The sequence below is a fragment of the Streptomyces akebiae genome, assembly GCF_019599145.1.
In the GTDB taxonomy this organism is placed as follows: Bacteria; Actinomycetota; Actinomycetes; order Streptomycetales; family Streptomycetaceae; genus Streptomyces; species Streptomyces akebiae.
This window is the reverse complement of sequence record NZ_CP080647.1, coordinates 7,676,119-7,699,403: the sequence shown is the minus strand read 5'-3', so window position 1 is coordinate 7,699,403 and position 23,285 is coordinate 7,676,119. Positions and strand designations below refer to the sequence as shown.

Here is a 23,285-nt window from a genome sequence, read left to right as displayed (position 1 = left end):
GCCCAGAGCGACCCGGGGACGGTGGAAGCCCGGGGGCGAGCGCGATGTGAAGATCACCCCGGAGCCGCCGGAAGAAATCCGCACCCCATGGCGCAGTCCGTGGGGCACGGCGAGTAGACCCGGTATCGCGACCTCAATGAGGGGGTTCACCGGCGCGTACGGCGCGCGGGGGAGCCAAGGAGGGTGGTACCGCGGGAGCGCGCCGCACACGGCGTACGAAGGATCGAAGCTCTCGTCCCTCCGACGGAAGGCAGCAAGTCCGTTGGAGGAAGCCCGCTCATGACAGAGCCGACGTACCGCCAGGTGCCCGCCCAGGTCGATCTGCCCGCGCTCGAGCACGCGGTGCTCGACTTCTGGCGCGAGCAGAAGATCTTCGCCAAGAGCCTGGAGCAGTCCGAGGGCCGCCCCGAGTGGGTGTTCTACGAGGGCCCGCCCACCGCCAACGGCATGCCGGGCGCCCACCACATCGAGGCGCGCGTCTTCAAGGACGTCTTCCCCCGCTTCCGCACGATGCGCGGCTACCACGTGGCCCGCAAGGCCGGCTGGGACTGCCACGGCCTCCCCGTGGAGCTGGCCGTCGAGAAGGAGCTCGGCTTCAACGGCAAGAAGGACATCGAGGCGTACGGCATCGCCGAGTTCAACGCCAAGTGCCGCGACTCGGTGACCCGGCACACCGACGCCTTCACCGAGCTGACGACCCGCATGGGCTACTGGGTCGACCTCGACGACGCCTACCGGACCATGGACCCCGAGTACGTCGAGTCCGTCTGGTGGTCGCTCAAGGAGATCTTCAACAAGGGCCTGCTGGTCCAGGACCACCGCGTCGCCCCCTGGTGCCCCCGCTGCGGCACCGGTCTGTCGGACCACGAGCTGGCGCAGGGCTACGAGACGGTCGTCGACCCCTCGGTGTACGTCCGTTTCCCGCTCACCTCCGGTCCGCTCGCCGGTGAGGCCGCGCTCCTGGTGTGGACGACCACGCCGTGGACGCTGGTGTCCAACACCGCGGTCGCCGCCCACCCCGAGGTCACCTACGTGGTCGCCACGGACGGCAGCGAGAAGCTCGTCGTCGCCGAGCCGCTCGTCGCCAAGGCACTCGGCGAGGGCTGGGAGACCACCGGCCAGACCTTCACCGGCGCCGAGATGGAGCGCTGGACCTATCAACGTCCGTTCGAGCTCGTGGAGTTCCCGGCCGAGGCCCACTATGTCGTGAACGCCGAGTACGTGACGACCGAGGACGGTACGGGTCTGGTCCACCAGTCCCCCGCCTTCGGTGAGGACGACCTCAAGGTCTGCCGCTCGTACGGCCTGCCCGTGGTGAACCCGGTCCGCCCCGACGGCACCTTCGAGGAGGACGTCCCCCTCGTCGGCGGCGTGTTCTTCAAGAAGGCGGACGAAAAGCTCACCGAGGACCTCCAGCAGCGCGGCCTGCTCTTCAAGCACATCCCGTACGAGCACAGCTACCCGCACTGCTGGCGCTGCCACACCGCGCTCCTCTACTACGCGCAGCCGTCCTGGTACATCCGCACCACCGCCGTCAAGGACCGTCTCCTCCAGGAGAACGAGAAGACCAACTGGTTCCCGGACTCGGTCAAGCACGGCCGCTTCGGCGACTGGCTGAACAACAACATCGACTGGGCGCTCTCCCGCAGCCGCTACTGGGGCACCCCGCTGCCGATCTGGCGCTGTGAGGAGAACCACCTCACGTGCGTCGGTTCCCGCGAGGAGCTGAGCCGGCTCTCCGGCACCGACCAGTCGGAGCTGGACCCGCACCGCCCGTTCATCGACGCGGTCACCTTCCCCTGCCCCCAGGACGGCTGCGGCAGCACGGCCACACGCGTCCCGGAGGTCATCGACGCCTGGTACGACTCGGGCTCGATGCCGTTCGCGCAGTGGGGCTACCCGTACAAGAACAAGGAACTCTTCGAGTCCCGCTACCCGGCCCAGTTCATCAGCGAGGCCATCGACCAGACCCGCGGCTGGTTCTACACGCTGATGGCCGTCGGGACCCTGGTCTTCGACAAGTCCTCCTACGAGAACGTCGTGTGCCTCGGCCACATCCTCGCCGAGGACGGCCGCAAGATGTCCAAGCACCTGGGCAACATCCTGCAGCCGATCCCGCTCATGGACCAGCACGGCGCCGACGCCGTCCGCTGGTTCATGGCGGCCGGCGGCTCCCCCTGGGCTGCCCGTCGCGTGGGCCACGGCACCATCCAGGAGGTCGTCCGCAAGACCCTCCTCACGTACTGGAACACGGTCGCCTTCCAGGCCCTGTACGCCCGCACGTCGAACTGGGCGCCCAGCGCGGCGGACCCGGCCCCGGCCGACCGTCCGGTCCTGGACCGCTGGCTGCTGTCCGAGCTCCACGCCCTCACCGACCAGGTGACCGGGGCCCTGGAGGCCTACGACACCCAGCGCGCCGGAAAGCTCCTCTCGGCGTTCGTCGACGACCTCTCGAACTGGTACGTGCGCCGGTCGCGCCGCCGCTTCTGGCAGGGCGACAAGGCCGCGCTGCGCACCCTCCACGAGGTCGTCGAGACGGTCACCAAGCTGATGGCCCCGCTGACCCCGTTCATCACCGAGCGGGTCTGGCAGGACCTGATCGTGCCGGTTTCCCCGGGGGCGCCCGAGTCCGTGCACCTCGCCGCCTGGCCCGAGGCGGACCTGACCGCGGTCGACCCCGAGCTGTCCAAGCAGATGGTGCTCGTACGCCGGCTCGTGGAACTGGGCCGGGCCACGCGGGCGGAGTCCGGCGTCAAGACCCGTCAGCCCCTCTCCCGCGCCCTGGTGGCGGCGACGGGCTTCGACGCGCTGAACCCCGAACTGCACGCGCAGATCACCGAGGAGCTGAACGTCAGCTCACTGGCCTCCCTCTCCGAGGTCGGCGGCTCCCTGGTGGACACGACCGCGAAGGCCAACTTCCGGGCCCTCGGCAAGCGCTTCGGCAAGCGCGTCCAGGACGTGGCCAAGGCCGTGGCGAACGCCGACGCGGCCGCCCTGTCCCTGGCGCTGCGCGAGGGCACGGCCACCGTCGAGGTCGACGGCGAGACCATCACCCTCGCCCCCGACGAGGTCATCATCACGGAGACCCCCCGCGAGGGCTGGTCGGTGGCCTCCGACTCCGGCGCGACGGTCGCCCTCGACCTGGAGATCACGGAGGAACTGCGCCGTGCGGGCCTCGCCCGGGACGCCATCCGCCTGATCCAGGAAGCCCGCAAGAACAGCGGCCTCGACGTGGCCGACCGGATCGCCCTGCGCTGGACGGCGACGGACCCGGCGGTGACCGCGGCGCTGACCGAGCACTCGGCCCTGATCGCGGACGAGGTCCTCGCGACGGACTTCGCCTCCGGCGAGGCCGACGAGACGTACGGCACGCCGTTCACGGACGAGGCCCTCACGCTGACCTTCCGCCTGCGCAAGGTCTGACCGGCAGCGTCTGCCGGTGACGGCCGTCCGGAGACCTCGGTCGGCGCACGGCTGACCGCACGGTCCCCCCGCGCCCCTGACGGGGCGCGGGGGGACAGCCACCGCAGCGCCGCCACAGCTGCGGGCAATCGTGCCACTGGGGCGGCACGGGTGGGCGCAGCGGCACCCTGTCAGCGCCGGTAAGCGCCTCCGCCCCCGCCCAGCACCAGCACCAGCACCAGCCACCGGCAACGAACGAAGGTCTGAGGCACCACATCTCCGGCGCCTCAGACCTTCGGCGTTGCGTACCTAGGACATCCGCCCCCGCCCCCGCCCCCGAACAAACACCCACCAGACCAGGCCGCGCGCAGCAACAGGGCGGGGCCCCGGATCGAAAATCCGGGGCCCCGCCCTGAACGCTGCCGACGCCTACGGCGTACCAGTAATCGTCAGTTGTCGTCCTCGTCGATGAGGAACCCACGCATCGGCGAGGGAGCCTGCCCCATCGGAGAGGGGCCCTGCGGCCGGACCGGAGCCATCGGCTGGGTCATGGCCGGAGACATCTGCTGCTGACCGCCGTAGGAGGGCGCGGCCGGAGCCGGGCCACCGCCCATGCCGCCACCCATGCCGCCCGGGTTGCCACCGTACGACGGGGCGCTCGCGCCGGCCGGAGCCATGGAGGGCGCCGGGGACGGCGGCAGCGACGCGGTCGCCGGAGTGCGCGGCGGGGCCAGCGAGTCGTCCGCCTGGGTCTCCAGCTGACGCAGCTGCGACTCCAGGTAGGACTTCAGACGCGTGCGGTACTCACGCTCGAAGCCGCGCAGATCCTCGACCTTGCGCTCCAGCGTGGCGCGGGCGGACTCCAGGGAGCCCATCGCGACGCGGTGCTTCTCCTGCGCGTCCCGCTCCAGCGCGTCGGCCTTGGCACGGGCGTCCCGCTCCAGACCCTCGGCGCGGCTGCGGGCCTCGCCGACGATCTTGTTGGCCTCGGAACGGGCCTCGGCGATCGCCTGGTCGGCGGTCTGCTGGGCCAGCGAGAGCACCCGCGCGGCGCTGTCGCCGCCGGGACCCTGACCGGGGCCGCCCATCGGACCACCCATGGGGCCGCCCATCGGGCCACCCATCTGCTGCTGCATGGGAGGCTGGCCGCCCATGGGACCCTGGCCCATCTGGCCCTGGCCCATCTGCGGCTGCATCTGGCCCTGACCCATCGGGCCCTGGCCCATCGGTCCCTGACCCATCGGGCCGGGACCCTGCTGCCCACCCTGGCCACCGGGGCCGGCGGGCAGCTGCGGAGCACCGCTCGGCAGCTGGGGCGGGCCACCCATGGGGCCCCCCATCTGCTGCGGCGGGCCCGATATGCCGGCGGGTACGGGTCCACCGGGACCTCGCATACCCTGCTGCTGCATGCCGCCCTGTTGCTGCATGCCACCCTGCTGCATGCCGCCCTGTTGCTGCATGCCACCCTGCTGCATGCCGCCCTGCTGGTCCTGAGGCTCCGGAGGCTTGCGCATGTTCTGCTGGTTCTGAGCAGCCGCGCGTGTGGCCGCGGCCAGTTTGGCGCGCAGGTCCTCGTTCTCGCGGAGCAGGCGCGTCAGTTCGGCTTCGACCTCATCGAGGAAGGCATCGACCTCGTCCTCGTCATAGCCTTCTCGGAGGCGGACGGTCGTGAACTGCTTGTTCCGCACGTCCTCGGGGGTCAACGGCATCTCTTCACCTCAACGTAGTCGTCGGCATTCGGCAAGACCGCATCTCTCACACCGCTCCCATCCCGCTGGCTACCACCGCACGCAGGATGAAAACGATGATCATCAGCACGAAGAAGGACAGGTCGAGCGCCACGCCCCCGAGACGCAGCGGCGGAATGAACCGCCGCAGAAGCTTGAGCGGTGGATCGGTGACAGTGTAGGTGGCCTCCAGAACGACCACCATCGCCTTGCCGGGCTGCCATGAGCGGGCGAACTGGAAGACGTAGTCCATGACCAAACGGAAGATCAACACGATGAAGAACACCGTCAGCGCGATGTAGAGGATCGTCAAGACCACGCTCATGTCCGGTGTTTCCCTCTCCCCAATTCCGTGTTGCTCTACCGCTGTTTTCGGTCGTACGTCTCAGCTCTGGTTGAAGAACCCGCCCTCTGCGATGCGGGCCTTGTCCTCCGCCGTGACATCGACGTTAGCAGGCGACAACAGGAACACCTTCTGCGTCACCCGCTCGATGCTGCCGTGAAGACCAAACACCAAACCGGCCGCAAAGTCGACAAGTCGCTTCGCATCTGTGTCGTCCATCTCAGTCAGATTCATGATCACCGGGGTGCCCTCACGGAAGTGTTCCCCGATGGTACGGGCCTCGTTGTAGGTCCGCGGGTGCAACGTGGTGATCCGGTAAGGCTCTCGCTCGGACACGACCTTGGGCATGATCACCGGTGCGTTCTTCTCCAGACTCGAACGTTCTTGTGTGATGGACGCCACGGGCGCGATCCGGGCGGGTCGCACCGATTCCGCGGGGAGCGAAGTGGCGTGCGACACCGGTTCGCGCTGCACCGGGGGCTGCACCACTCGTACCGATTCATCCCTTTGGGACTGGTGTGACTGGTGTGACTGGTGCACCGCCTCGTGCCGACGGTGGTCCCGCTCGGGCTCGGGGTCGAGCTCGGGCTCGAAGTCGTCATCGGGGTCGAATCCCCTGCCGTCGTACCCATCGTCCTCCACGAGGCCGAGGTAGACCGCCATCTTGCGCATCGCGCCGGCCATGCTCTGAGTCCTCCGCTCTGTGGTGGATCGGCTGACGACTTCCCAAGTGCCCGCGATCCACGAGGTCGTTGCGCCCGCCTCTCGACGGAATGACCATATTTTCTGCTGTGGTCCGACTTCTTGGCGACGTTACCCGAGCCCGGGACGGACTCCGAGTACCGCAGTGCCGACGCGTACATGTGTCGCTCCGGCCGCCACGGCATCCTCGAGGTCCGCACTCATCCCTGCGGAGACCATGTTCGCAGCCGGATGGGCTCGGCGCAGGTCGGTCGACAAAACCATCAACCGCTCGAACGCGGCCCGTTGGCGTCCGGCGTACTCCCCGGTGAGCGGCGCGACGGTCATCAGACCATCGACCCGCACCCCCGGCGCCTCCGCCAGGAGGTCGGCCAGCTCTTCGATTCCGCCCGGACCGACACCTCCTCGCTCTCCCCGGCCGCTCTCGTCGGCGTCGAGCGCGACCTGGATGAGACATCCCACCTCACGGCCGGCCCGAACGGCCTCTTTCGACAGAGTCGTGACAAGCCTGGAACGATCGACGGACTGCACGAGATCCGCATAACGCACCACAGAACGGACCTTGTTGGTCTGCAACTGACCCACGAAGTGCCACACAAGGGACAGATCCGAGCATTCGGCCGCCTTGGGTGCCGCGTCCTGGTCCTTGTTCTCGGCGACGTGGCGCACACCGAGCTCCGACAGGATCCGCACATCGCTCGCCGGGTAGGTCTTGGTGACCACGATCAGGGTCACCTCGTCCCGCTTGCGGCCCGCGGCCACGCACGCCGCCGCGATGCGGTCCTCCACCTTCGCCAGGTTTCCGGCGAGTTGTGCCTTACGGTCGGTCATGCCCCTCAGTCCAGCCAGACATATCCCGCGAGTCGCCCTGTGGCGCCGTCGCGACGGTACGAGAAGTGGTCGCGCGACTCCAGCGTGCACACCGGCGACTGCTCCCGGTCGTGCACCCCGAGGCGCTCCAGCTGTGCGTGCACTCCGGCGCACACATCTACGGAGGGTGTGCCCCAACTGGTCTCGGCGTACGCCGCCGGCTCGACGGTGGCCACCTCGGCGCGCATCGCCTCGGGCACTTCGTAACACCGGCCGCAGACGGCGGGTCCGGTGCGGGCGACGATCCGGGCGGGGTCGGCGCCGAGTTCGGTCATGGCCCGTACCGCCGCGGGGACGACCCCGGCGATCATGCCGGGCCGACCCGCGTGCGCGGCGGCGGCGACCCCGGCGACGGGGTCGGTCAGCAGGACGGGCACGCAGTCGGCGGTGAGGACGGCGAGCGCGAGACCGCGCCGGGTGGTGACGATCGCGTCGACGGACGGGAGGGAGCCAGAACCGGATCCGGATCCGGAGTCCCACGGTCCGTCGACCACGGCCACGTCCGCGCCGTGCACCTGGTTCATCCAGACGACCCGGTCGGGTTCCAGGCCCAGCGACTTGGCCGCCAGCTCCCGGTTGGTCGTGACGGCGGCGGCGTCGTCCCCGACGGCCCCGCCGAGATTGAGCTCCTCATACGGAGCGGCGCTCACCCCGCCCCACCTGTCGGTGAAGGCGAAGTGCGCGCCGCTCACGTTCTCGCGCCGTCCTATCACTTGAGGAAGTCCGGCACGTCCAGCTCTTCCGCGGCGCTGTCCGAGTAGGACCGGGACGGCGGGACCGGCGGGGCGACCGGAACGTCGTTCACCGGCTCCGGGGCGGGCGCCGCCGCAGGCTCCTCCTTCGGCTTGACGCTGCCGAGCGAGCCGAAGGACGGGCGGTTCTCGGCGGGCCGCGCCGGGGCGGGCTCCTCGCGCTTGGCCGCGGCCGAGCCGAGGATGTTGTCCCGCTTGGCCGGGGGCTGGCCGCCGTCGAAGCCCGCCGCGATGACCGTGACCCGGACCTCGTCGCCGAGGGCGTCGTCGATGACCGCGCCGAAGATGATGTTGGCCTCGGGGTGCGCGGCCTCGCTGACCAGCTGGGCGGCCTCGTTGATCTCGAACAGACCGAGGTCGGAGCCACCGGAGATGGAGAGCAGGACGCCGCGGGCGCCGTCGATGGAGGCCTCCAGGAGCGGCGAGGAGATCGCCATCTCGGCGGCGGCCACCGCGCGGTCGTCGCCGCGGGCCGAGCCGATGCCCATGAGGGCCGAACCGGCCTCGGACATGACCGACTTGACGTCGGCGAAGTCGAGGTTGATCAGACCGGGGGTGGTGATCAGGTCCGTGATGCCCTGGACACCGGAGAGCAGGACCTGGTCGGCCGACTTGAACGCGTCCAGCACGGAGACCTGGCGGTCCGAGATGGAGAGCAGCCGGTCGTTCGGGATGACGATGAGGGTGTCGACCTCTTCGCGCAGCTCGGCGATGCCGTCCTCGGCCTGGTTGGCGCGGCGGCGGCCCTCGAAGGTGAACGGGCGGGTGACCACGCCGATGGTGAGGGCGCCCAGCGAGCGGGCGATGTTGGCCACGACGGGCGCGCCGCCGGTGCCGGTGCCGCCGCCCTCGCCGGCCGTCACGAAGACCATGTCGGCCCCCTTGAGGACCTCCTCGATCTCCTCGCGGTGGTCCTCGGCGGCCTTCCGGCCGACGGCCGGGTTGGCGCCGGCGCCGAGTCCGCGGGTGAGTTCCCGGCCGACGTCGAGCTTGACGTCGGCGTCGCTCATCAACAGAGCTTGCGCGTCGGTGTTGATGGCGATGAACTCGACGCCCTTGAGACCGACCTCGATCATCCGGTTGATGGCATTGACACCACCGCCGCCGACACCGATGACTTTGATGACTGCGAGGTAGTTCTGCGGTGCTGCCACGTCGAAGGCCTCTCGCCTCGAGTTACGTGTCGCCGCTTCGCGGGGTACCCGCGAGCCGACGACTGATGCCGAAGTGGGACGGTCCGAACGCCGACCCGAACCCTAACGCTGAAGTTTAGGGTTACCAGTGTGACTGTTCCTTGGACTCTTCCGAACAGGACACTAAGTCGACAAGTGGCGCACGTTCAACGAACACGCCGAACCTCCCGTTTTTCTTTTCACCCTATGTGATCAGCCATAGCGCTGCCCAACCAGGGTGCTGGCCTGCGCGGATGTGCGTCAACTCCCTGATGACGCGGGCGCGGTGGGGACACTCACATCGAAGTGCCCCGCGTCCGGCGCCGCTTTCAGCAGGGCGGCGAGCGCACGGGCCTTCGCACGCCCCTTCTCCGCGCTCCCCCACGCGACCGTACGGTCTCCGCTCAACTCCAGCGAGATGGAGTCGTAGGAGCGGACCTTGACGACCAGGGTCTCGTGGGCGATTGCGGCCGGAATCGAACCGGCGACCCCCACGGCCGCCCGCACGAGCCGGTCCTCGCCGAATCGCCGCAGACTGGCGGCGGACGAACCCGACCGGGACACCGTCAATTCCAGTACGGGAACGCCTTCCGGGGCGCGTGAAACCGTGGCAAAACGCACCCCTTTCGCGTCCACTTCGACGTACTTGCCCGAATTATCGGCCGCTTCGACAATCAGAACCGGAGTACGTTCGCTCACTTTCAGCCCGATTTCATGGGGCCATGAGCGGATGACCTCGACCGAGTCGATTCGGGGCAATTCCTTGAGCAGCCGCGACTCGACGGCGTCGAGGTCGACGGAAATCAGCGGATCGCCGAGCGGCACGGCGGCCGCCTCGCGCACCTGGGTCTCGGTCAGCACCCGGGTGCCCGACACGGAGACCCGGTCGGCCCGCAGCCACGAGGAGCCGTACAGGACCCAGAGGGTGGCGCCCCCCAGCAGGATCAGGGCGATCGCGGCGGCGATCAGCGCCCGGGGGCCGGGGAGCCGCCGGGGCGGCGGGCCGGAGTCCAGATCCTCGTCCGCGCCGCGCTCGGCGGTGCTGGTCGGTCCGGCCACGCGCACTCCCTCTCCTGGCTCGGTTCACCTCCGGGGCGCCTCGGTCGGTGTCGAGCGGCCGACCGTGCTCAGCCCTTCGGGCCTCCGCGCGCTCGGCCGCTCGACACCGACACGCCCCTTCGACTCACTCGCCGATCCGTTCTCTAGTGGTGTCCGCGGCGCGACGCGATCGCCTCGTACACCATCCCGACGAGCAGGTCGTCGGCGTCCCGGCGACCGAACTCGCTTGCGGCGCGGGACATCTCGTACAGCCGGTGCGGGTCGGCGAGCACGGGCAGCACGTTCTGCTGCACCCACTGGGGCGTCAGTTCCGCGTCGTCGACCAGCAGCCCGCCGCCGGCCTTGACCACCGGCTGGGCGTTCAGCCGCTGTTCACCGTTGCCGATGGGCAGCGGGACATAGGCGGCCGGGAGCCCGACGGCGGAGAGTTCGGCGACGGTCATCGCGCCCGCGCGGCAGAGCATCATGTCGGCCGCGGCGTACGCGAGGTCCATCCGGTCCACGTACGGTACCGGGATGTAAGGGGGCATTCCCGGCATCTGGTGCACCTGCGGCAGTTCGTTCTTCGGGCCGACCGCGTGCAGGATCTGGATCCCGGCCTGCTGGAGGTAGGGCGCGACCTGCTGGACGACCTCGTTGAGGCGGCGGGCGCCCTGGGAGCCGCCGGACACCAGCAGGGTCGGCAGGTTCGGGTCGAGGCCGAACATCGCGCGGGCCTCGGGGCGGGCCGCGGCCCGGTCGAGGGTGGCGATGGCGCGGCGCAGCGGGATGCCGATGTAGCGGGCGTCGCGCAGCTTGCTGTCGGGAGTGGAGACGGCGACCTTCGCGGCGTACCGGGAGCCGATCTTGTTGGCGAGACCGGGTCGGGCGTTGGCCTCGTGGACGATGATCGGCACCCCGAGGCGCTTGGCGGCGAGGTAGCCGGGCAGGGCGACATAGCCGCCGAAGCCGACGACCGCGTCCGCCTTGGTGCGCTCCAGGATCTGCTCGGTCGCCTTGATCGTGCCGCGCAGCCGACCGGGCACGGTGATCAGCTCGGGGGTGGGCTTGCGCGGCAGGGGTACGGCGGGGATCAGCGCGAGTTCGTAGCCCCGCTCGGGGACGAGGCGTGTCTCAAGGCCGCGCTCCGTGCCCAGGGCCGTGATGCCCACGGTCGGGTCCTGCCTGCGCAGGGCGTCCGCGAGGGCGAGCGCGGGCTCGATGTGACCGGCGGTTCCGCCACCGGCGAGTACGACATGCACCGAAATTCACCGCTCTCCGGACGAACGTGCCGAGACACGCCGTCGCATCGTGTTCCATCTCCCGGGCCCCGAAGGGCCGCCGCCACGCTTTCTACCAAAGCGGGGCTGCCGCATGGCAAGCGCCGCCCGCGCAGCGGGCTCGTCGCGCGCGAACGCGATCAGCAACCCGATGGCGAACATGGTCGGCAGCAGGGCGGATCCCCCGTAGGAGAACAGCGGGAGCGGGACTCCGGCGATCGGCAACAGACCGAGCACCGCACCGATGTTGATCACCGCTTGCGCGGTGATCCAGGTGGTCACGCCTCCCGCGGCATACCTGACGAAGGGGTCCTCCGTGCGTCCGGCCACGCGGATACCCGCATAGCCTAGAGCCGCGAAGAGGGCGAGCACCGACAGCGTCCCCGCGAGGCCCAGTTCCTCACCGGTGACGGCGAAGATGAAGTCGGTGTGCGCTTCCGGGAGTTGGCCCCATTTTTCCACACTGGCACCGAGCCCGGAGCCGAAGATTCCGCCCGAGGCCAGGGCGTAGATTCCGTGCACGGCCTGCCAGCAGTCGGCCCCGTCCGTCCGGGGCTCGGTGGCTCCGATGCAGGCCAGGCGGGCCATACGGTTCTCGCTGGTCCTGATCAGGACGAATCCGATGAGTCCGGCGATGGACAGCACGCCCACGAACATCCGCGTCGGCGCCCCGGCCAGCCACAGCAGGCCGAACAGGATCGCCGTGAGAATGATCGCGGTGCCCATGTCACCGCCGAGCATGATCAGCCCGAGCAGCAGGAACGCCACCGGAACGAGCGGCACCAGCATGTGCTTCCACTGCGTCAGCAGCCGCTTGTCCTCCTTGCGCGCCAGCAGGTCGGCGCCCCACAGCACGAGCGCCAGCTTGCCGAACTCGCTGGGCTGGATCTGGAAGGAGCCGCCGACGGCGATCCAGTTCTGGTTGCCGTTGATCGACTGCCCTATCCCGGGCACTTGAACCAGGGCCATCAGGAACACGCAGCCGGCCAGGATCGGGTACGCCAGCGCGCGGTGCAGCTTGACCGGCATCCGCGAGGCCACGAGCAGCAGCACGGTGCCGATCGTGGCCGCGAGGAACTGCTTGCGGAAGAAGAAGGTCCCGGGCAGCGACTTCTGCAGAGCGGTGATCTGCGAGGCCGAGTAGACCATCACCAGACCCAGTACGGTGATCAGCAGGCTGCCGCCGAGGATCAGGTAGTAGGCGGTCAGCGGCCGGTCCCAGGCCTTGCGCGCCCGTGTGTGGAGCCTGCGCAGGGGGTTCTCGCGCGGCGGCCGGGAGACGGGTGGCCGTCGGGTGACGCGCTGGAGGGGCGCACGGCTCGTACGGCTACTCGGCATCGGGGGCGCCCTCGCCGCCGACCGACCAGTTCCGTGTCACGCGTCCCTCCCAGTTTCACCCGGCGCCGCCAGGCGAAGCCTGGCCGGGTCAGCCGTCCGTGGAGGAGAGTTCGCGCACAGCCTCCGCGAACGCGTCCCCACGCCTGTTGTAGTTGACGAACATGTCCATCGACGCACAGGCCGGCGCCAGCAGCACCGTGTCGCCCGTCCGTGCCAGTGTCCGCGCCTCGCGGACGGCGGCGAGCATCGCCCCAGTGTCGGTCCGGTCGAGGTCGACGACCGGCACTTCGGGCGCGTGTCGCGCCAGCGCTTCCCGGATCAGCGCGCGGTCCGCGCCGATCAGCACGACCCCCCGCAGCCGCCCTGCCGCACCGGCGACGAGTTCGTCGAAGGTGGCCCCCTTGGCGAGGCCGCCCGCGATCCACACGATGGACTCGTACGCCGCCAACGAGGCCTGCGCGGCATGCGTGTTGGTGGCCTTGGAGTCGTCGATGTACGCGACGCCGTCCACATCGGCCACGTGCGCGATGCGGTGCGCGTCCGGGGTGAAGGCCCGCAGCCCGTCCCGTACGGCCGCGGCGGGCACCCCGTAGGCGCGGGCGAGGGCGGCCGCCGCGAGGGCGTTGGCGATGTTGTGCGGGGCCGGCGGGCGCACGTCCGCGACCTCGGCGAGTTCCTGGGCGTTCTTCTGCCGGTTCTCGACGAAGGCGCGGTCGACCAGGATGCCGTCCACGACGCCCAGTTGGGACGGCCCCGGGGTACCGAGCGTGAACCCGACGGCCCGGCAGCCCTCCTCGACGTCCGCCTCGCGCACCAGGTCCTCGGTGGCCTTGTCAGCCACGTTGTAGACGCAGGCGACCCGATTGCCCTCGTAGACGCGGCCCTTGTCCGCGGCGTACGCCTCCATGGAGCCGTGCCAGTCGAGGTGGTCGGGGGCGAGGTTGAGGACGGCGGCGGAGTGGGCGCGCAGGGAGGGCGCCCAGTGGAGCTGGTAGCTGGACAGCTCGACGGCGAGGACGTCGTAGGGCTCGTCGCCCAGGACGACGTCCAGCAGCGAGACCCCGATGTTGCCGACGGCGGCCGTGCGCAGCCCCGCGGCCGTCAGGATCGAGGCGAGCATCTGGACCGTCGTGGTCTTGCCGTTGGTGCCCGTGACGGCCAGCCAGGGTGCGGCGTCGGGGCCCCGCAGCCGCCAGGCGAGTTCGACGTCGCCCCAGATCTCCAGACCGGCCGCGCGGGCGGCCGCGAACAGCGGCTTGTCCGGCTTCCAGCCCGGGGTGGTGACGACGAGTTCGGTGCCCTCCGGCAGGGTCGCGCCGTCGCCGAGGCGCACGGTGATGCCGAGTGCCTCCAGGTCGGCGGCCTGCGCGCGGGCACGGTCGTCGTCGCCGTCGTTGACGACCGTGACGGCCGCGCCGAGGCCGTGCAGGACCTTGGCCGCCGGGATGCCGGAGACGCCCAGCCCGGCGACGGTGACGTGCTTACCCTGCCAGTCGGTCACTTGTCCGCTGCCCATCCCGCGTAGAAGAGGCCCAGTCCGACGATCACACAGATGCCCTGGATGATCCAGAAGCGGACCACGACCAGGACCTCGGACCAGCCCTTGAGCTCGAAGTGGTGCTGGAGCGGTGCCATCCGGAAGACGCGCTTGCCGGTGAGGCGGAACGAGCCGACCTGGATGACGACCGACATGGTGATGAGGACGAACAGACCGCCGAGGAGCGCGAGGAGCAGCTCGGTGCGGGAGCAGATCGCGAGACCCGCGAGCGCGCCGCCGAGGGCCAGCGAACCGGTGTCGCCCATGAAGATCTTGGCCGGCGAGGTGTTCCACCACAGGAAGCCGAGGCAGGCGCCCATCAGCGCGGAGGCCACGATCGCCAGGTCGAGCGGATCCCGTACCTCGTAACAGGCGGACGGGTTGGTCAGGGTCTGCGTGTTGGCGCAGGACTCCTGGAACTGCCAGACGCCGATGAAGGTGTACGCGCCGAAGACGAGCACGGAGGCACCGGTGGCGAGGCCGTCCAGACCGTCGGTCAGGTTCACGCCGTTCGACATGGCGAGGATCATGAACAGGGCCCAGATGACGAACAGCACGGGGCCGATCGACCAGCCGAAGTCCTGGACGAAGGAGATCTTGGTGGAGGCCGGCGTCTGGTCGCGGGCGTCGGGGAACTGCAGCGCGAGGACCGCGAAGGCGATACCGACGATCAGCTGGCCGGCCATCTTCGCCTTGGCCCGCAGACCGAGCGAACGGCGCTTGACGATCTTGATGTAGTCGTCGAGGAAGCCGACGAGGCCCATGCCCGCCATCAGGCCGAGCACCAGCAGACCGGAGAAGGTCGGCGGCTGGCCCGAGATCACCTTGGCCAGGAAGTACGCGACGATCGTCGCCAGGATGAAGGCGATACCACCCATGGTCGGCGTACCACGCTTGCTGGCGTGCTCGCGGGGGCCGTCGTCACGGATGTACTGGCCGTAGCCCTTGCGGGCCAGCAGCTTGATCAGCAGCGGGGTGCCGACCAGGGTCAGGAAGAGACCGATGACTCCTGCGAACAGGATCTGATTCATCATCGCGCGGCAACCTCACCCTCGTTGCCGCTGTCGAGCAGCGCCTGCGCCACGCTCTCGAGCCCGACCGACCGGGACGCCTTCACGAGTACGACGTCTCCCGGGCGCAACTGACTGCGCAACAGGTCGATCGCCGCCTGTGCGTCGGACACGTGCACCGACTCCTCACCCCACGAACCCTCGTTATATGCGCCCAGTTGCAGCCAGGACGCTTCCCTGCCCCCGACCGCGACGAGCTTGCCGACATTGAGCCGGACGGCGAGCCGTCCGACCGCGTCGTGCTCGGCGAGCGATTCGTCCCCGAGCTCGGCCATCTTGCCGAGCACCGCCCAGGTCCGCCGCCCCTTGCCCATGGCCGCGAGCGCGCGCAGAGCGGCCCGCATGGACTCGGGGTTCGCGTTGTAGGCGTCGTTGACGACCGTCACGCCGTCCGGGCGCTCGGTGACCTCCATGCGCCAGCGGGAGAGGGAGCCCGCCTCGGAGAGCGCGGTGGCGATCTCACTTGCGGACATGCCCAGCTCATGGGCGACGGCGGCCGCGGCGAGCGCGTTCGACACGTGGTGCTCACCGTACAGGCGCATGGTCACATCGCTTGCACCGGAGGGTGTGTGAAGCCTGAAGGCGGGCTGTCCGGCCTCGGTGAGCGTCACGTTCTCTGCGCGTACGTCCGCTTCGCCGGACTCTCCGAAGAGGATCACCCGGGCCTTCGTGCGGGACGCCATGGCCCGGACGAGGGGGTCGTCGGCGTTGAGGATCGCGGCGCCGCCCTCGTCCGCGGAAGGCAGTGCCTCCACCAGCTCGCCCTTGGCCTGCGCGATCTGCTCGCGGCCGCCGAACTCGCCGATGTGGGCGGTGCCGACGTTGAGCACGAGGCCGATCTTCGGCGGCGTCAGCTCCGTGAGGTACCGGATGTGGCCGATGCCGCGGGCGCCCATCTCCAGGACGAGGAAACGGGTTTCCTCGGTGGCGCTGAGCGCGGTGAGGGGCAGCCCGATCTCGTTGTTGAGGGAACCGGGCGTGAACACCGTCGGCGCCTTGCGCCGGAGCACCTGGGCGATCAGGTCCTTGGTGCTGGTCTTGCCGGCGGAGCCGGTGAGGGCCACGAGGGTCGTGCCGAGCTTGCGCACGACGTGCCGGGCGAGGGCGCCGAGCGCCGCCTGCACATCGGGCACGACGATCGCGGGCACGCCGACGGGACGGGACGCCAGCACCGCTGCCGCGCCCGCCTCGACGACCGCGGCCGCGAAGTCGTGTCCGTCCACGCGCTCGCCGGCGAAGGCGACGAAGAGGCTGCCGGGCTCCACCTCGCGGGAGTCCCGGACGACCGGTCCGGTGACCAGCGCCGACGGATCCGGTATGTCGTGCGTCTGCCCGCCGACGACTTCTGCGATCTCGGCGAGAGAGAGGGCGATCACAAGTTCATCCCTGGGTCTGCTGGATAGCTTCGCGGAGCACCTGGCGGTCGTCGAAGGGACGGACCACGCCGGCGATGTCCTGGCCCTGCTCATGGCCCTTGCCCGCGACCAGCACGGTGTCGCCCGGACGTGCGCGGGCCACCGCAGCGGCGATCGCCGCGGCCCGGTCCTCGAAGAGGAGGACCTCGCCACGCTCGTGGGCCGGCACGGACGCCGCGCCTTCGAGCATGGCCGCGAGGATCGCGAGGGGGTCCTCGGAGCGGGGGTTGTCGGAGGTCAGCACGGCGGTGTCGGAGAGCCGGGCCATGGCGGCGCCCATCGGTCCGCGCTTGGTGGTGTCCCGGTCGCCGCCGCAGCCGAGCACGACGTGCAGGCTGCCCTCGGTGACCTTGCGCAGCGCCTTGAGGACCGACTCGACGGCGTCCGTCTTGTGGGCGTAGTCGACGACCGCGAGGTACGGCTGCCCGGCGTCCACCCGCTCCAGCCGGCCCGGCACGCCCGGTACGGCGGCGACGCCGTCGGCGGCGGTCTGCGGGTCGATCCCGGCGACGGCCAGCGCGGCGACGGCCGCCAGGGTGTTGGCGACGTTGAAGGAGCCCGGCAGCGGCGCCCTGGCGGCGATCCGCTCACCCTTGGGTCCCACCACCGTGAACGTCGAGTCCATCGGCCCGACCAGGACGTCCTCGGCGCGCCAGTCGGCGTCGGGATGCCCCTCGGCGGAGAAGGTGACGACCGGGACCGTGGCCTCGTCGACGAGCCGACGGCCGTACTCGTCGTCGAGGTTGACGACGCCGAGCCTGCTGCGCTCCGGGGTGAAGAGCTGTGCCTTGGCCCGGAAGTAGTCCTCCATGTCGGAGTGGAACTCCATGTGCTCCGGGCTGAGGTTGTTGAAGACCGCCACGTCGAAGACGCAGCCGTCGACCCGGCCGAGAACCAGGGCGTGGCTGGAGACCTCCATGACGACCGAGTCGACGCCGCGTTCGCGCATGACCGCGAAGAGGGCCTGGAGGTCGGTGGCCTCGGGGGTGGTGCGCTCGGACTTGATGCGCTCGTCGCCGATGCGCATCTCGACCGTGCCGATGAGTCCGGTGGAGCGGACGGTCTTCAGGCCGCCCTCCACGAGATACGCGGTGGTGGTCTTGCCCGAGGTGCCGGTGATGCCGATCTGCAGCAGGTCGCCGCCCGGCCGGCCGTAGATGGTGGCCGCCAGCTCGCCCATCCGCGCGCGCGGATGGGCGACGACGAGGGCGGGGAGTCCGGCCGCGGCGGCGCGCTCGGCGCCGCTGGGGTCGGTGAGGACGGCGACGGCACCGAGGCCGACCGCCTGGTCCACGAAGTCGGCTCCGTGCAGACGGGCACCGGGCAGGGCGGCGTACAGGTCGCCGGGTCGGACGGCGCGCGAGTCGTGGGTGATGCCCGTGACCTGGACGGTGTCCGCGCTCGTCGGCTGCTCGGCACCCAGCTGACCGGCGAGTTCCGCGAGGGGTGTGGCGGAGACGTGGGCCGGCCTGGGCGGTCCCGGATACGTCACGGGAACGTCCTTCTGGGTGGTTTGGGACTGATCAGCGTGTGGCACGGCGGTGAGCGTACCGGGCGTACCCCCACGGGAGCCAAAGGGCAGCCCGCGCGAAGCGCGGTCCGGCAAGGGCGCTGGTGGGTGACGGGCGGGCGAGGGTTTGTGCGAGCGGGGCTCGGGGGCGGGGTTCCCGGGGTCGGGGGTGATCATGGTCACGAGGCGGTTCCTGGCTGGTTGCGCTGATCAGCGGGCCGATCAGGGTGGGGGCAGGAGGCGGGTCAGGGTGCGAAGGTGACGGGCAGGTTCGCGGGCTTGGCCCCGGTGGGTGGCACCTGGAGGGACTTCAGGGCGAACTCCATGACCTCCTTGTAGATGGGTCCGCAGATCTGGCCGCCGAAGTAGTTGCCCTTGGTGGCGTTCTGGATCGCGCAGTAGACGGTGATCCTCGGGTTGTCGGCGGGCGCGAACCCGGCGAACGACGACGTGTAGCCCCGGTATCTGCCGGTGGCCGGATCCACACGGTTGGCCGTACCCGTTTTGCCCGCGACCCGGTAGCCCGGGATGCGGGCTTTGGTGCCCGTGCCCTCCTCGTCGTCCACGACGGACTCCAGCATCCGGGCGAGGGTCTTCGCCGTCTTCTCGCTCACGACCCGGGTCTTGCCGGGCTTCGGGGCGGGGGTGAAGCGGCCGTCCGGTCCCTTGGTTCCTCGTACGAGGGTCGGTTCGACGCGTACGCCGCCGTTGGCGATCGTCGAGTAGACGGAGGCCGCCTGCATGGCGTTTATCGACACGCCCTGGCCGAAAGGGATCGTGTACTGCTGCGAGGTCGACCAGTCGCCGGGCGCGGCGAGGATGCCCTTGGTCTCGCCGGGGAAGCCGAGGCCGGTGTAGCTGCCGATGCCGAACTTGCGCAGGTAGGAGTGGAGGATCGTGTTGGACTCGCGCTGGTTCCTGCCGAGTTCGCCGGTGGCGAGGATGGTGCCGATGTTGCTGGACTTGGCGAGGACGCCGTTGAGCGTCAGGTACCAGGTCGGGTGGTCGATGTCGTCCTTGAAGAGCCGGTCGCCCCGGTGCAGCCGGTTGGGCACGGTGACGTGCGTCTGCGGGGTGGCGACGTTCTCCTCCAGTACGGCGGCCATCGACATGACCTTGGCGGTGGAGCCGGGCTCGTAGGCGTCCTGGAGGGCCGCGTTGCCGAGCGCGTCCGGGTTCGCCCTGGTCAGGTCGTTGGGGTCGAAGCCGGGCGAGTTGGCCATGGCGAGGATCTCGCCGGTGCGGGTGTCCTGCACGATCACGTAACCGCGGTCCGCCTTGGACTTCTTCACCTGCTCGGTGATGGCGTTCTGCGCGGCCCACTGGATGTCGCGGTCGATGGTCAGCTCGACGTCGGAGCCGGCCACGGCGGGGGTCTCGGTGGAACCCGCGGTGGGCACGAGACGGCCGCCCGACTGGGCGTAGCGGATCTTGCCGTCCTTCCCCGCCAGACGGCTGTTCCACTGCTGCTCGACGCCACCGCCGCCCTTGCCCTCGGCGTTGACCCAGCCCAGTATCCCGGCGGCGAGGTCACCGTTGGGGTACACCCGCTTGCTGCTGGGCTCCTGGAAGACGCCGGCCAGGACGTTGACGGTGCCCTTCTCGTCCGCGGCCCGCTTGACGAGCGCGGTCTTCAGGTCGCTGATCTGGTTCCAGACCTGCGGGGTCTGGCGGCGGGCGAGCAGCACGTACCGCGTGTTCTTCGTGCGGAGCTTCTCGGTGAGCGTCTCCTGGTCCGCGCCGAGGATCGGCGCGAGGAGCGCGGCGGCCTGCTCGGGCCCGTCGTCGATCTTCAGCTGCTCGCGCGTGAACATCGTGGGGTCGGCCGTGATGTCGTTGGCGTCGGTGCTGATCGCCAGGGCGACGCCGTTGCGGTCGGTGATCCCGCCGCGCTCGGCGGCCAGCACCCGGCCGACGTAACGGTTCTGGTCGGCCTTGGCCGCGTACTCGCTCGCGTCGACGGCCTGCACCTGCAGCAGCCGTACGACGAAGGCGATCATCACCAGGGTCAGCGCGAGGCTCACCATGCGCAGCCGGGGGCGGGGGCTGCCCAGCCGGATGGTGCGCGCGGGCGGCTGCCGGGACGTGGCCGGGCGGCGCTGTGCGGCGGGGCGGGCGCCGGGGCCCGGTCGCCGTTGCTGGCCGCCCGGTCGGACGGGCCGGGCGGGCCCGGGTACGCGGCGGCGCGGGGGCTGCCTGCCTGAGTCGGCCACTTCCGTCACCTGCCGGGGGTCGTCGGGAGCTGGGTGGGCTGTACGGGCGGGATCGTGGGGGTGGGTGTGGGGGTGGGGGTGGGTGTGGGGGTGACCGGGGGCTCCGGCGTCCGCGCGTGCGACTGCGGCTCAGGTTCGGTCGGCGTCGCCGGCGTCGGCGTCGGCGTCGGCGTCGGGGAGCCGGAGGGGGTAGGGCTCCCGGAGGGCGTGGGGCTCCCGGTGGGCGTCGGGCTCACGGGCGGACCGGGGTCGAGGATCTCGGGCGCGAGGACGAGCGGCATCCGGGCCACGGACTGCTGGGCGGCGCTCGGAACACCCTTGACCGTGCCGTCGGGGTTCAGGAAGGCCGGGTCGCCGCCGGGGACCATGCCCAGCTCGCGGGCGCGGCGCTGGAGGGCGTCGGGCGCCGAGTAGGCGTCCACGTCCCGTTGGAGCGCCTGTTCCTCGTCGGTGTAGCTCTTGACGTCGTCCTGGAGGTCGTCGAGCTTGAACGACCCTTCACTCAGCGCGGAGTTCAGCACGAGAAGGCCGATGAGGCCGCCGCCCAGGAGGAGGACGACCAGGAGGACGAAGGGGGTGCGGGCGGCGCCCCTGGGCCGCGTGGGCAGGAGTCGCGCGAGACGGGCCGCCCGGCCCCTCAGTTCGGGTTTCCTGCTCACGCGCCCTCCCTGGGAGTCCGGGCTTCGGACTCGCTCGCCGTCCCCGCGCGTTCGCTTGTCGGACTCACTCACCGTCCCCTTCACGCACCGTGTGCGGTCGCCTCGTACGCCTCATGCGCCTCATGCAGCTCATGTGCATCACGCGCCTCATGCGACGTCCTCCCGCACGCGTTCCGCCCCGCGCAGACGTGCGGGGGCGGCGCGCCGGTTCTCGGCGATCTCTTCCTCGGTGGGAAGTTCGGCACCACGGGTGAGGAGCTTGAGCCTCGGCTGATAGCGCTCGGGGACGACGGGCAGTCCGGGCGGGGCGGTGGTGGCGGCTCCGGCCGCGAACACCTGCTTCACCAGCCGGTCCTCGAGCGAGTGGTACGACAGGACGGCGATCCGGCCGCCGACCGCGAGGGCCTTCACGGCGGAGGGGATCGCCCGCTCCAGGACGGCGAGTTCGCCGTTGACCTCGATGCGCAGGGCCTGGAAGGTGCGCTTGGCGGGGTTGCCACCGGTGCGCTTGGCGGCCTGTGGCAGGGAGTCGCGGATCAGTTCGACGAGGCGGGCGCTGTTGCTGAACGGCTCCTTGTCGCGCTCGCGCACGATCGCGGAGACGATCCGCTTGGCCTGCTTCTCCTCGCCGTAGGCCCGGAGGATCCGGACGAGTTCGCCCGGAGGGTACGTGTTGAGGACCTCGGCGGCGCTGATGCCCGTCGTCTGGTCCATCCGCATGTCGAGGGGGGCGTCCTGGGCGTACGCGAAGCCCCGGTCCGCCTCGTCGAGTTGCATGGAGGAGACGCCCAGGTCGAACAGGATGCCCTGAACGCGTGGCAGGCCCAGGCGGTCGAGCACGTCGGGGAGTTCGTCGTAGACGGCGTGCACGAGGGTGGCGCGCTCACCGAAGGGGGCGAGGCGTTCGCCGGAGAGACGCAGGGCCTCCTTGTCCCGGTCGAGGGCGACGAGCCGTGCCTCGGGGAACCGGGTGAGGAGCGCTTCGCTGTGGCCGCCGAGGCCGAGTGTGCAGTCGACCACCACCGCGCCGGGCGCCGTGAGGGCCGGGGCCAGCATGTCCAGACAACGCTGGAGCATGACGGGGACGTGGCGGCTGTTGCTCAAGGGGCCCTCTCAGGTCCGGCGCGAGCCGCACGTACGCGCCGCGCACGCGGGGAGACGCCGGGCTGTCGCCGGTTCTCCTTGGGGTTTCGGTCCAGCGGGGGGCCTCGCCTCCCGCTCGGCGTCACTTTAGTCCACGGCCCTTCGCGGTCAATCAACCGGCCTGCGCGTCGCGGCGCTCCCCCGGGCGAAGCCGTGAATCCGGAGAAATCACTCGTACGGCCGTGATCCAGCCACTCCTGTGGGTTACCTCACAACAAGGCTCAATGACGTTCTTTGTCCTCTCTCACAGAGCGCCCTCAGCGGTCGTGACCAGTACCGTCTTCGCTATGACGACCTCCGCAGCAGTTCCCACCGGCCCCGAAGGCGCCATATCCGACGGCACCGTCACCGACCGCCTCGTCGAGGCGAACCAGCGCTATGCCGCCGCGTTCTCCGACCCCGGGATGGACGCCCGTCCCGTCCTGCGTGTCGCGGTCGTGGCCTGCATGGACGCCCGCCTCGACCTGCACGACGCGCTCGGCCTCGAGCTGGGCGACTGTCACACCATCCGCAACGCGGGCGGCGTGGTCACCGACGACGTGATCCGCTCCCTCACCATCAGCCAGCGCAAGCTCGGCACCCGCAGCATCGTCCTCATCCACCACACCGGCTGCGGCCTCGAGTCCCTCACCGAGGACTTCCGCACCGAGCTGGAGGCCGAGGTCGGCCAGCGTCCGGCCTGGGCGGTGGAGTCCTTCCGGGACGTGGACCAGGACGTACGGCAGTCCATGCAGCGGATCCGCACCAACCCGTTCCTGCTGCACTCCGACGACGTACGCGGCTTCGTCTTCGATGTGAAGACCGGCCTGCTCCGGGAGATCGACGCGGCCTGAGCACGGTCGAACCGCGCGACCGGAACCGCCCTTCTACTGCCCGAGGGCGGTTCCGCGCAGCCCCGGTTTCCTGTCAATCTGCTGGCATCTCACCCCGTAAAACATCGCAAAACTGACATATCGCGGACAGTTGTCCACAGGCGAGTGACACGGATTGGTAACGGCAGCAAGAATGCCAATGTGGCGTCACGCTGAGCAGTTCACGCGTGGTGTCCGTGTTTCGGGGTGGGCCGGTCCGCATCGCAGAGCGACGGCCCGGAGAAAGAACGGGCCGAGGAGGG

The 23,285-nt window shown here is 70.3% G+C and carries 18 protein-coding genes; 2 read left to right on the top strand and 16 right to left on the bottom strand.

Going from position 1 to position 23,285, the window contains the following annotated elements:
* Nucleotides 1-279 precede the first annotated feature (279 nt).
* A complete protein-coding gene (ileS, locus tag K1J60_RS33300) occupies nt 280-3,423 on the top strand; it encodes an isoleucine--tRNA ligase (RefSeq protein WP_220649441.1) in 3,144 nt (1,047 codons plus the stop codon).
* Nucleotides 3,424-3,851: 428 nt separating this feature from the next.
* On the opposite strand, the gene K1J60_RS33295 is transcribed toward ileS, so the two are convergent.
* The 16 genes from K1J60_RS33295 to rsmH all read right to left on the bottom strand — a co-directional run bounded on the left by K1J60_RS33295 (nt 3,852) and on the right by rsmH (nt 22,132).
* A complete protein-coding gene (locus tag K1J60_RS33295) occupies nt 3,852-5,111 on the bottom strand; it encodes a DivIVA domain-containing protein (RefSeq protein ID WP_220649440.1) in 1,260 nt (419 codons plus the stop codon).
* A 46-nt stretch (nt 5,112-5,157) separates the two neighbouring features.
* Nucleotides 5,158-5,454: a YggT family protein gene (locus K1J60_RS33290; protein WP_033528111.1), complete on the bottom strand. Its 297-nt coding sequence runs from the start codon at nt 5,452-5,454 to the stop codon at nt 5,158-5,160.
* Between the two features lie 60 nt (nt 5,455-5,514).
* The gene (locus K1J60_RS33285; RefSeq protein ID WP_033528112.1) at nt 5,515-6,156 is read right to left on the bottom strand and encodes a cell division protein SepF; all 642 of its coding nucleotides are present in this window, start codon (nt 6,154-6,156) and stop codon (nt 5,515-5,517) included.
* A gap of 129 nt (nt 6,157-6,285) precedes the next feature.
* A complete protein-coding gene (locus K1J60_RS33280) occupies nt 6,286-7,005 on the bottom strand; it encodes a YggS family pyridoxal phosphate-dependent enzyme (RefSeq protein WP_220649439.1) in 720 nt (239 codons plus the stop codon).
* A gap of 5 nt (nt 7,006-7,010) precedes the next feature.
* Nucleotides 7,011-7,757: a peptidoglycan editing factor PgeF gene (pgeF, locus tag K1J60_RS33275; protein ID WP_220649438.1), complete on the bottom strand. Its 747-nt coding sequence runs from the start codon at nt 7,755-7,757 to the stop codon at nt 7,011-7,013.
* Nucleotides 7,754-8,950: a cell division protein FtsZ gene (gene ftsZ / locus K1J60_RS33270; protein ID WP_220649437.1), complete on the bottom strand. Its 1,197-nt coding sequence runs from the start codon at nt 8,948-8,950 to the stop codon at nt 7,754-7,756. Before ftsZ ends, pgeF begins: the two co-directional genes overlap by 4 nt.
* A gap of 279 nt (nt 8,951-9,229) precedes the next feature.
* Complete coding sequence (locus tag K1J60_RS33265; protein WP_220649436.1) at nt 9,230-10,027, bottom strand: cell division protein FtsQ/DivIB; 798 nt, start codon at nt 10,025-10,027, stop codon at nt 9,230-9,232.
* A 143-nt stretch (nt 10,028-10,170) separates the two neighbouring features.
* Entirely contained in the window at nt 10,171-11,268 is a 1,098-nt protein-coding gene (murG, locus tag K1J60_RS33260) for an undecaprenyldiphospho-muramoylpentapeptide beta-N-acetylglucosaminyltransferase (RefSeq protein ID WP_033528116.1), read from the bottom strand.
* 6 nt (nt 11,269-11,274) lie between these two features.
* The gene (ftsW, locus tag K1J60_RS33255; protein ID WP_060885025.1) at nt 11,275-12,624 is read right to left on the bottom strand and encodes a putative lipid II flippase FtsW; all 1,350 of its coding nucleotides are present in this window, start codon (nt 12,622-12,624) and stop codon (nt 11,275-11,277) included.
* Between the two features lie 88 nt (nt 12,625-12,712).
* The gene (gene murD, locus K1J60_RS33250; RefSeq protein ID WP_220649435.1) at nt 12,713-14,140 is read right to left on the bottom strand and encodes a UDP-N-acetylmuramoyl-L-alanine--D-glutamate ligase; all 1,428 of its coding nucleotides are present in this window, start codon (nt 14,138-14,140) and stop codon (nt 12,713-12,715) included.
* Nucleotides 14,122-15,195: a phospho-N-acetylmuramoyl-pentapeptide-transferase gene (gene mraY, locus K1J60_RS33245; RefSeq protein WP_220649434.1), complete on the bottom strand. Its 1,074-nt coding sequence runs from the start codon at nt 15,193-15,195 to the stop codon at nt 14,122-14,124. Before mraY ends, murD begins: the two co-directional genes overlap by 19 nt.
* Complete coding sequence (locus tag K1J60_RS33240) at nt 15,192-16,607, bottom strand: UDP-N-acetylmuramoyl-tripeptide--D-alanyl-D-alanine ligase (RefSeq protein WP_220649433.1); 1,416 nt, start codon at nt 16,605-16,607, stop codon at nt 15,192-15,194. Before K1J60_RS33240 ends, mraY begins: the two co-directional genes overlap by 4 nt.
* Before the next feature lie 4 nt (nt 16,608-16,611).
* The gene (locus tag K1J60_RS33235) at nt 16,612-18,138 is read right to left on the bottom strand and encodes a UDP-N-acetylmuramoyl-L-alanyl-D-glutamate--2,6-diaminopimelate ligase (protein ID WP_220649432.1); all 1,527 of its coding nucleotides are present in this window, start codon (nt 18,136-18,138) and stop codon (nt 16,612-16,614) included.
* A gap of 263 nt (nt 18,139-18,401) precedes the next feature.
* Nucleotides 18,402-20,183 (bottom strand): peptidoglycan D,D-transpeptidase FtsI family protein, encoded by a 1,782-nt coding sequence (locus tag K1J60_RS33230; RefSeq protein WP_317619758.1) that lies wholly within the window; start codon nt 20,181-20,183, stop codon nt 18,402-18,404.
* A gap of 191 nt (nt 20,184-20,374) precedes the next feature.
* Entirely contained in the window at nt 20,375-21,028 is a 654-nt protein-coding gene (locus K1J60_RS33225) for a hypothetical protein (protein WP_220649430.1), read from the bottom strand.
* Between the two features lie 147 nt (nt 21,029-21,175).
* Nucleotides 21,176-22,132, bottom strand: a complete 957-nt coding sequence (rsmH, locus tag K1J60_RS33220) for a 16S rRNA (cytosine(1402)-N(4))-methyltransferase RsmH (protein WP_220649429.1) — start codon at nt 22,130-22,132, stop codon at nt 21,176-21,178.
* 326 nt (nt 22,133-22,458) lie between these two features.
* Here rsmH and K1J60_RS33215 point away from each other — a divergent pair, with 326 nt between their 5' ends.
* Entirely contained in the window at nt 22,459-23,004 is a 546-nt protein-coding gene (locus tag K1J60_RS33215) for a beta-class carbonic anhydrase (protein ID WP_033528125.1), read from the top strand.
* Nucleotides 23,005-23,285 lie beyond the last annotated feature (281 nt).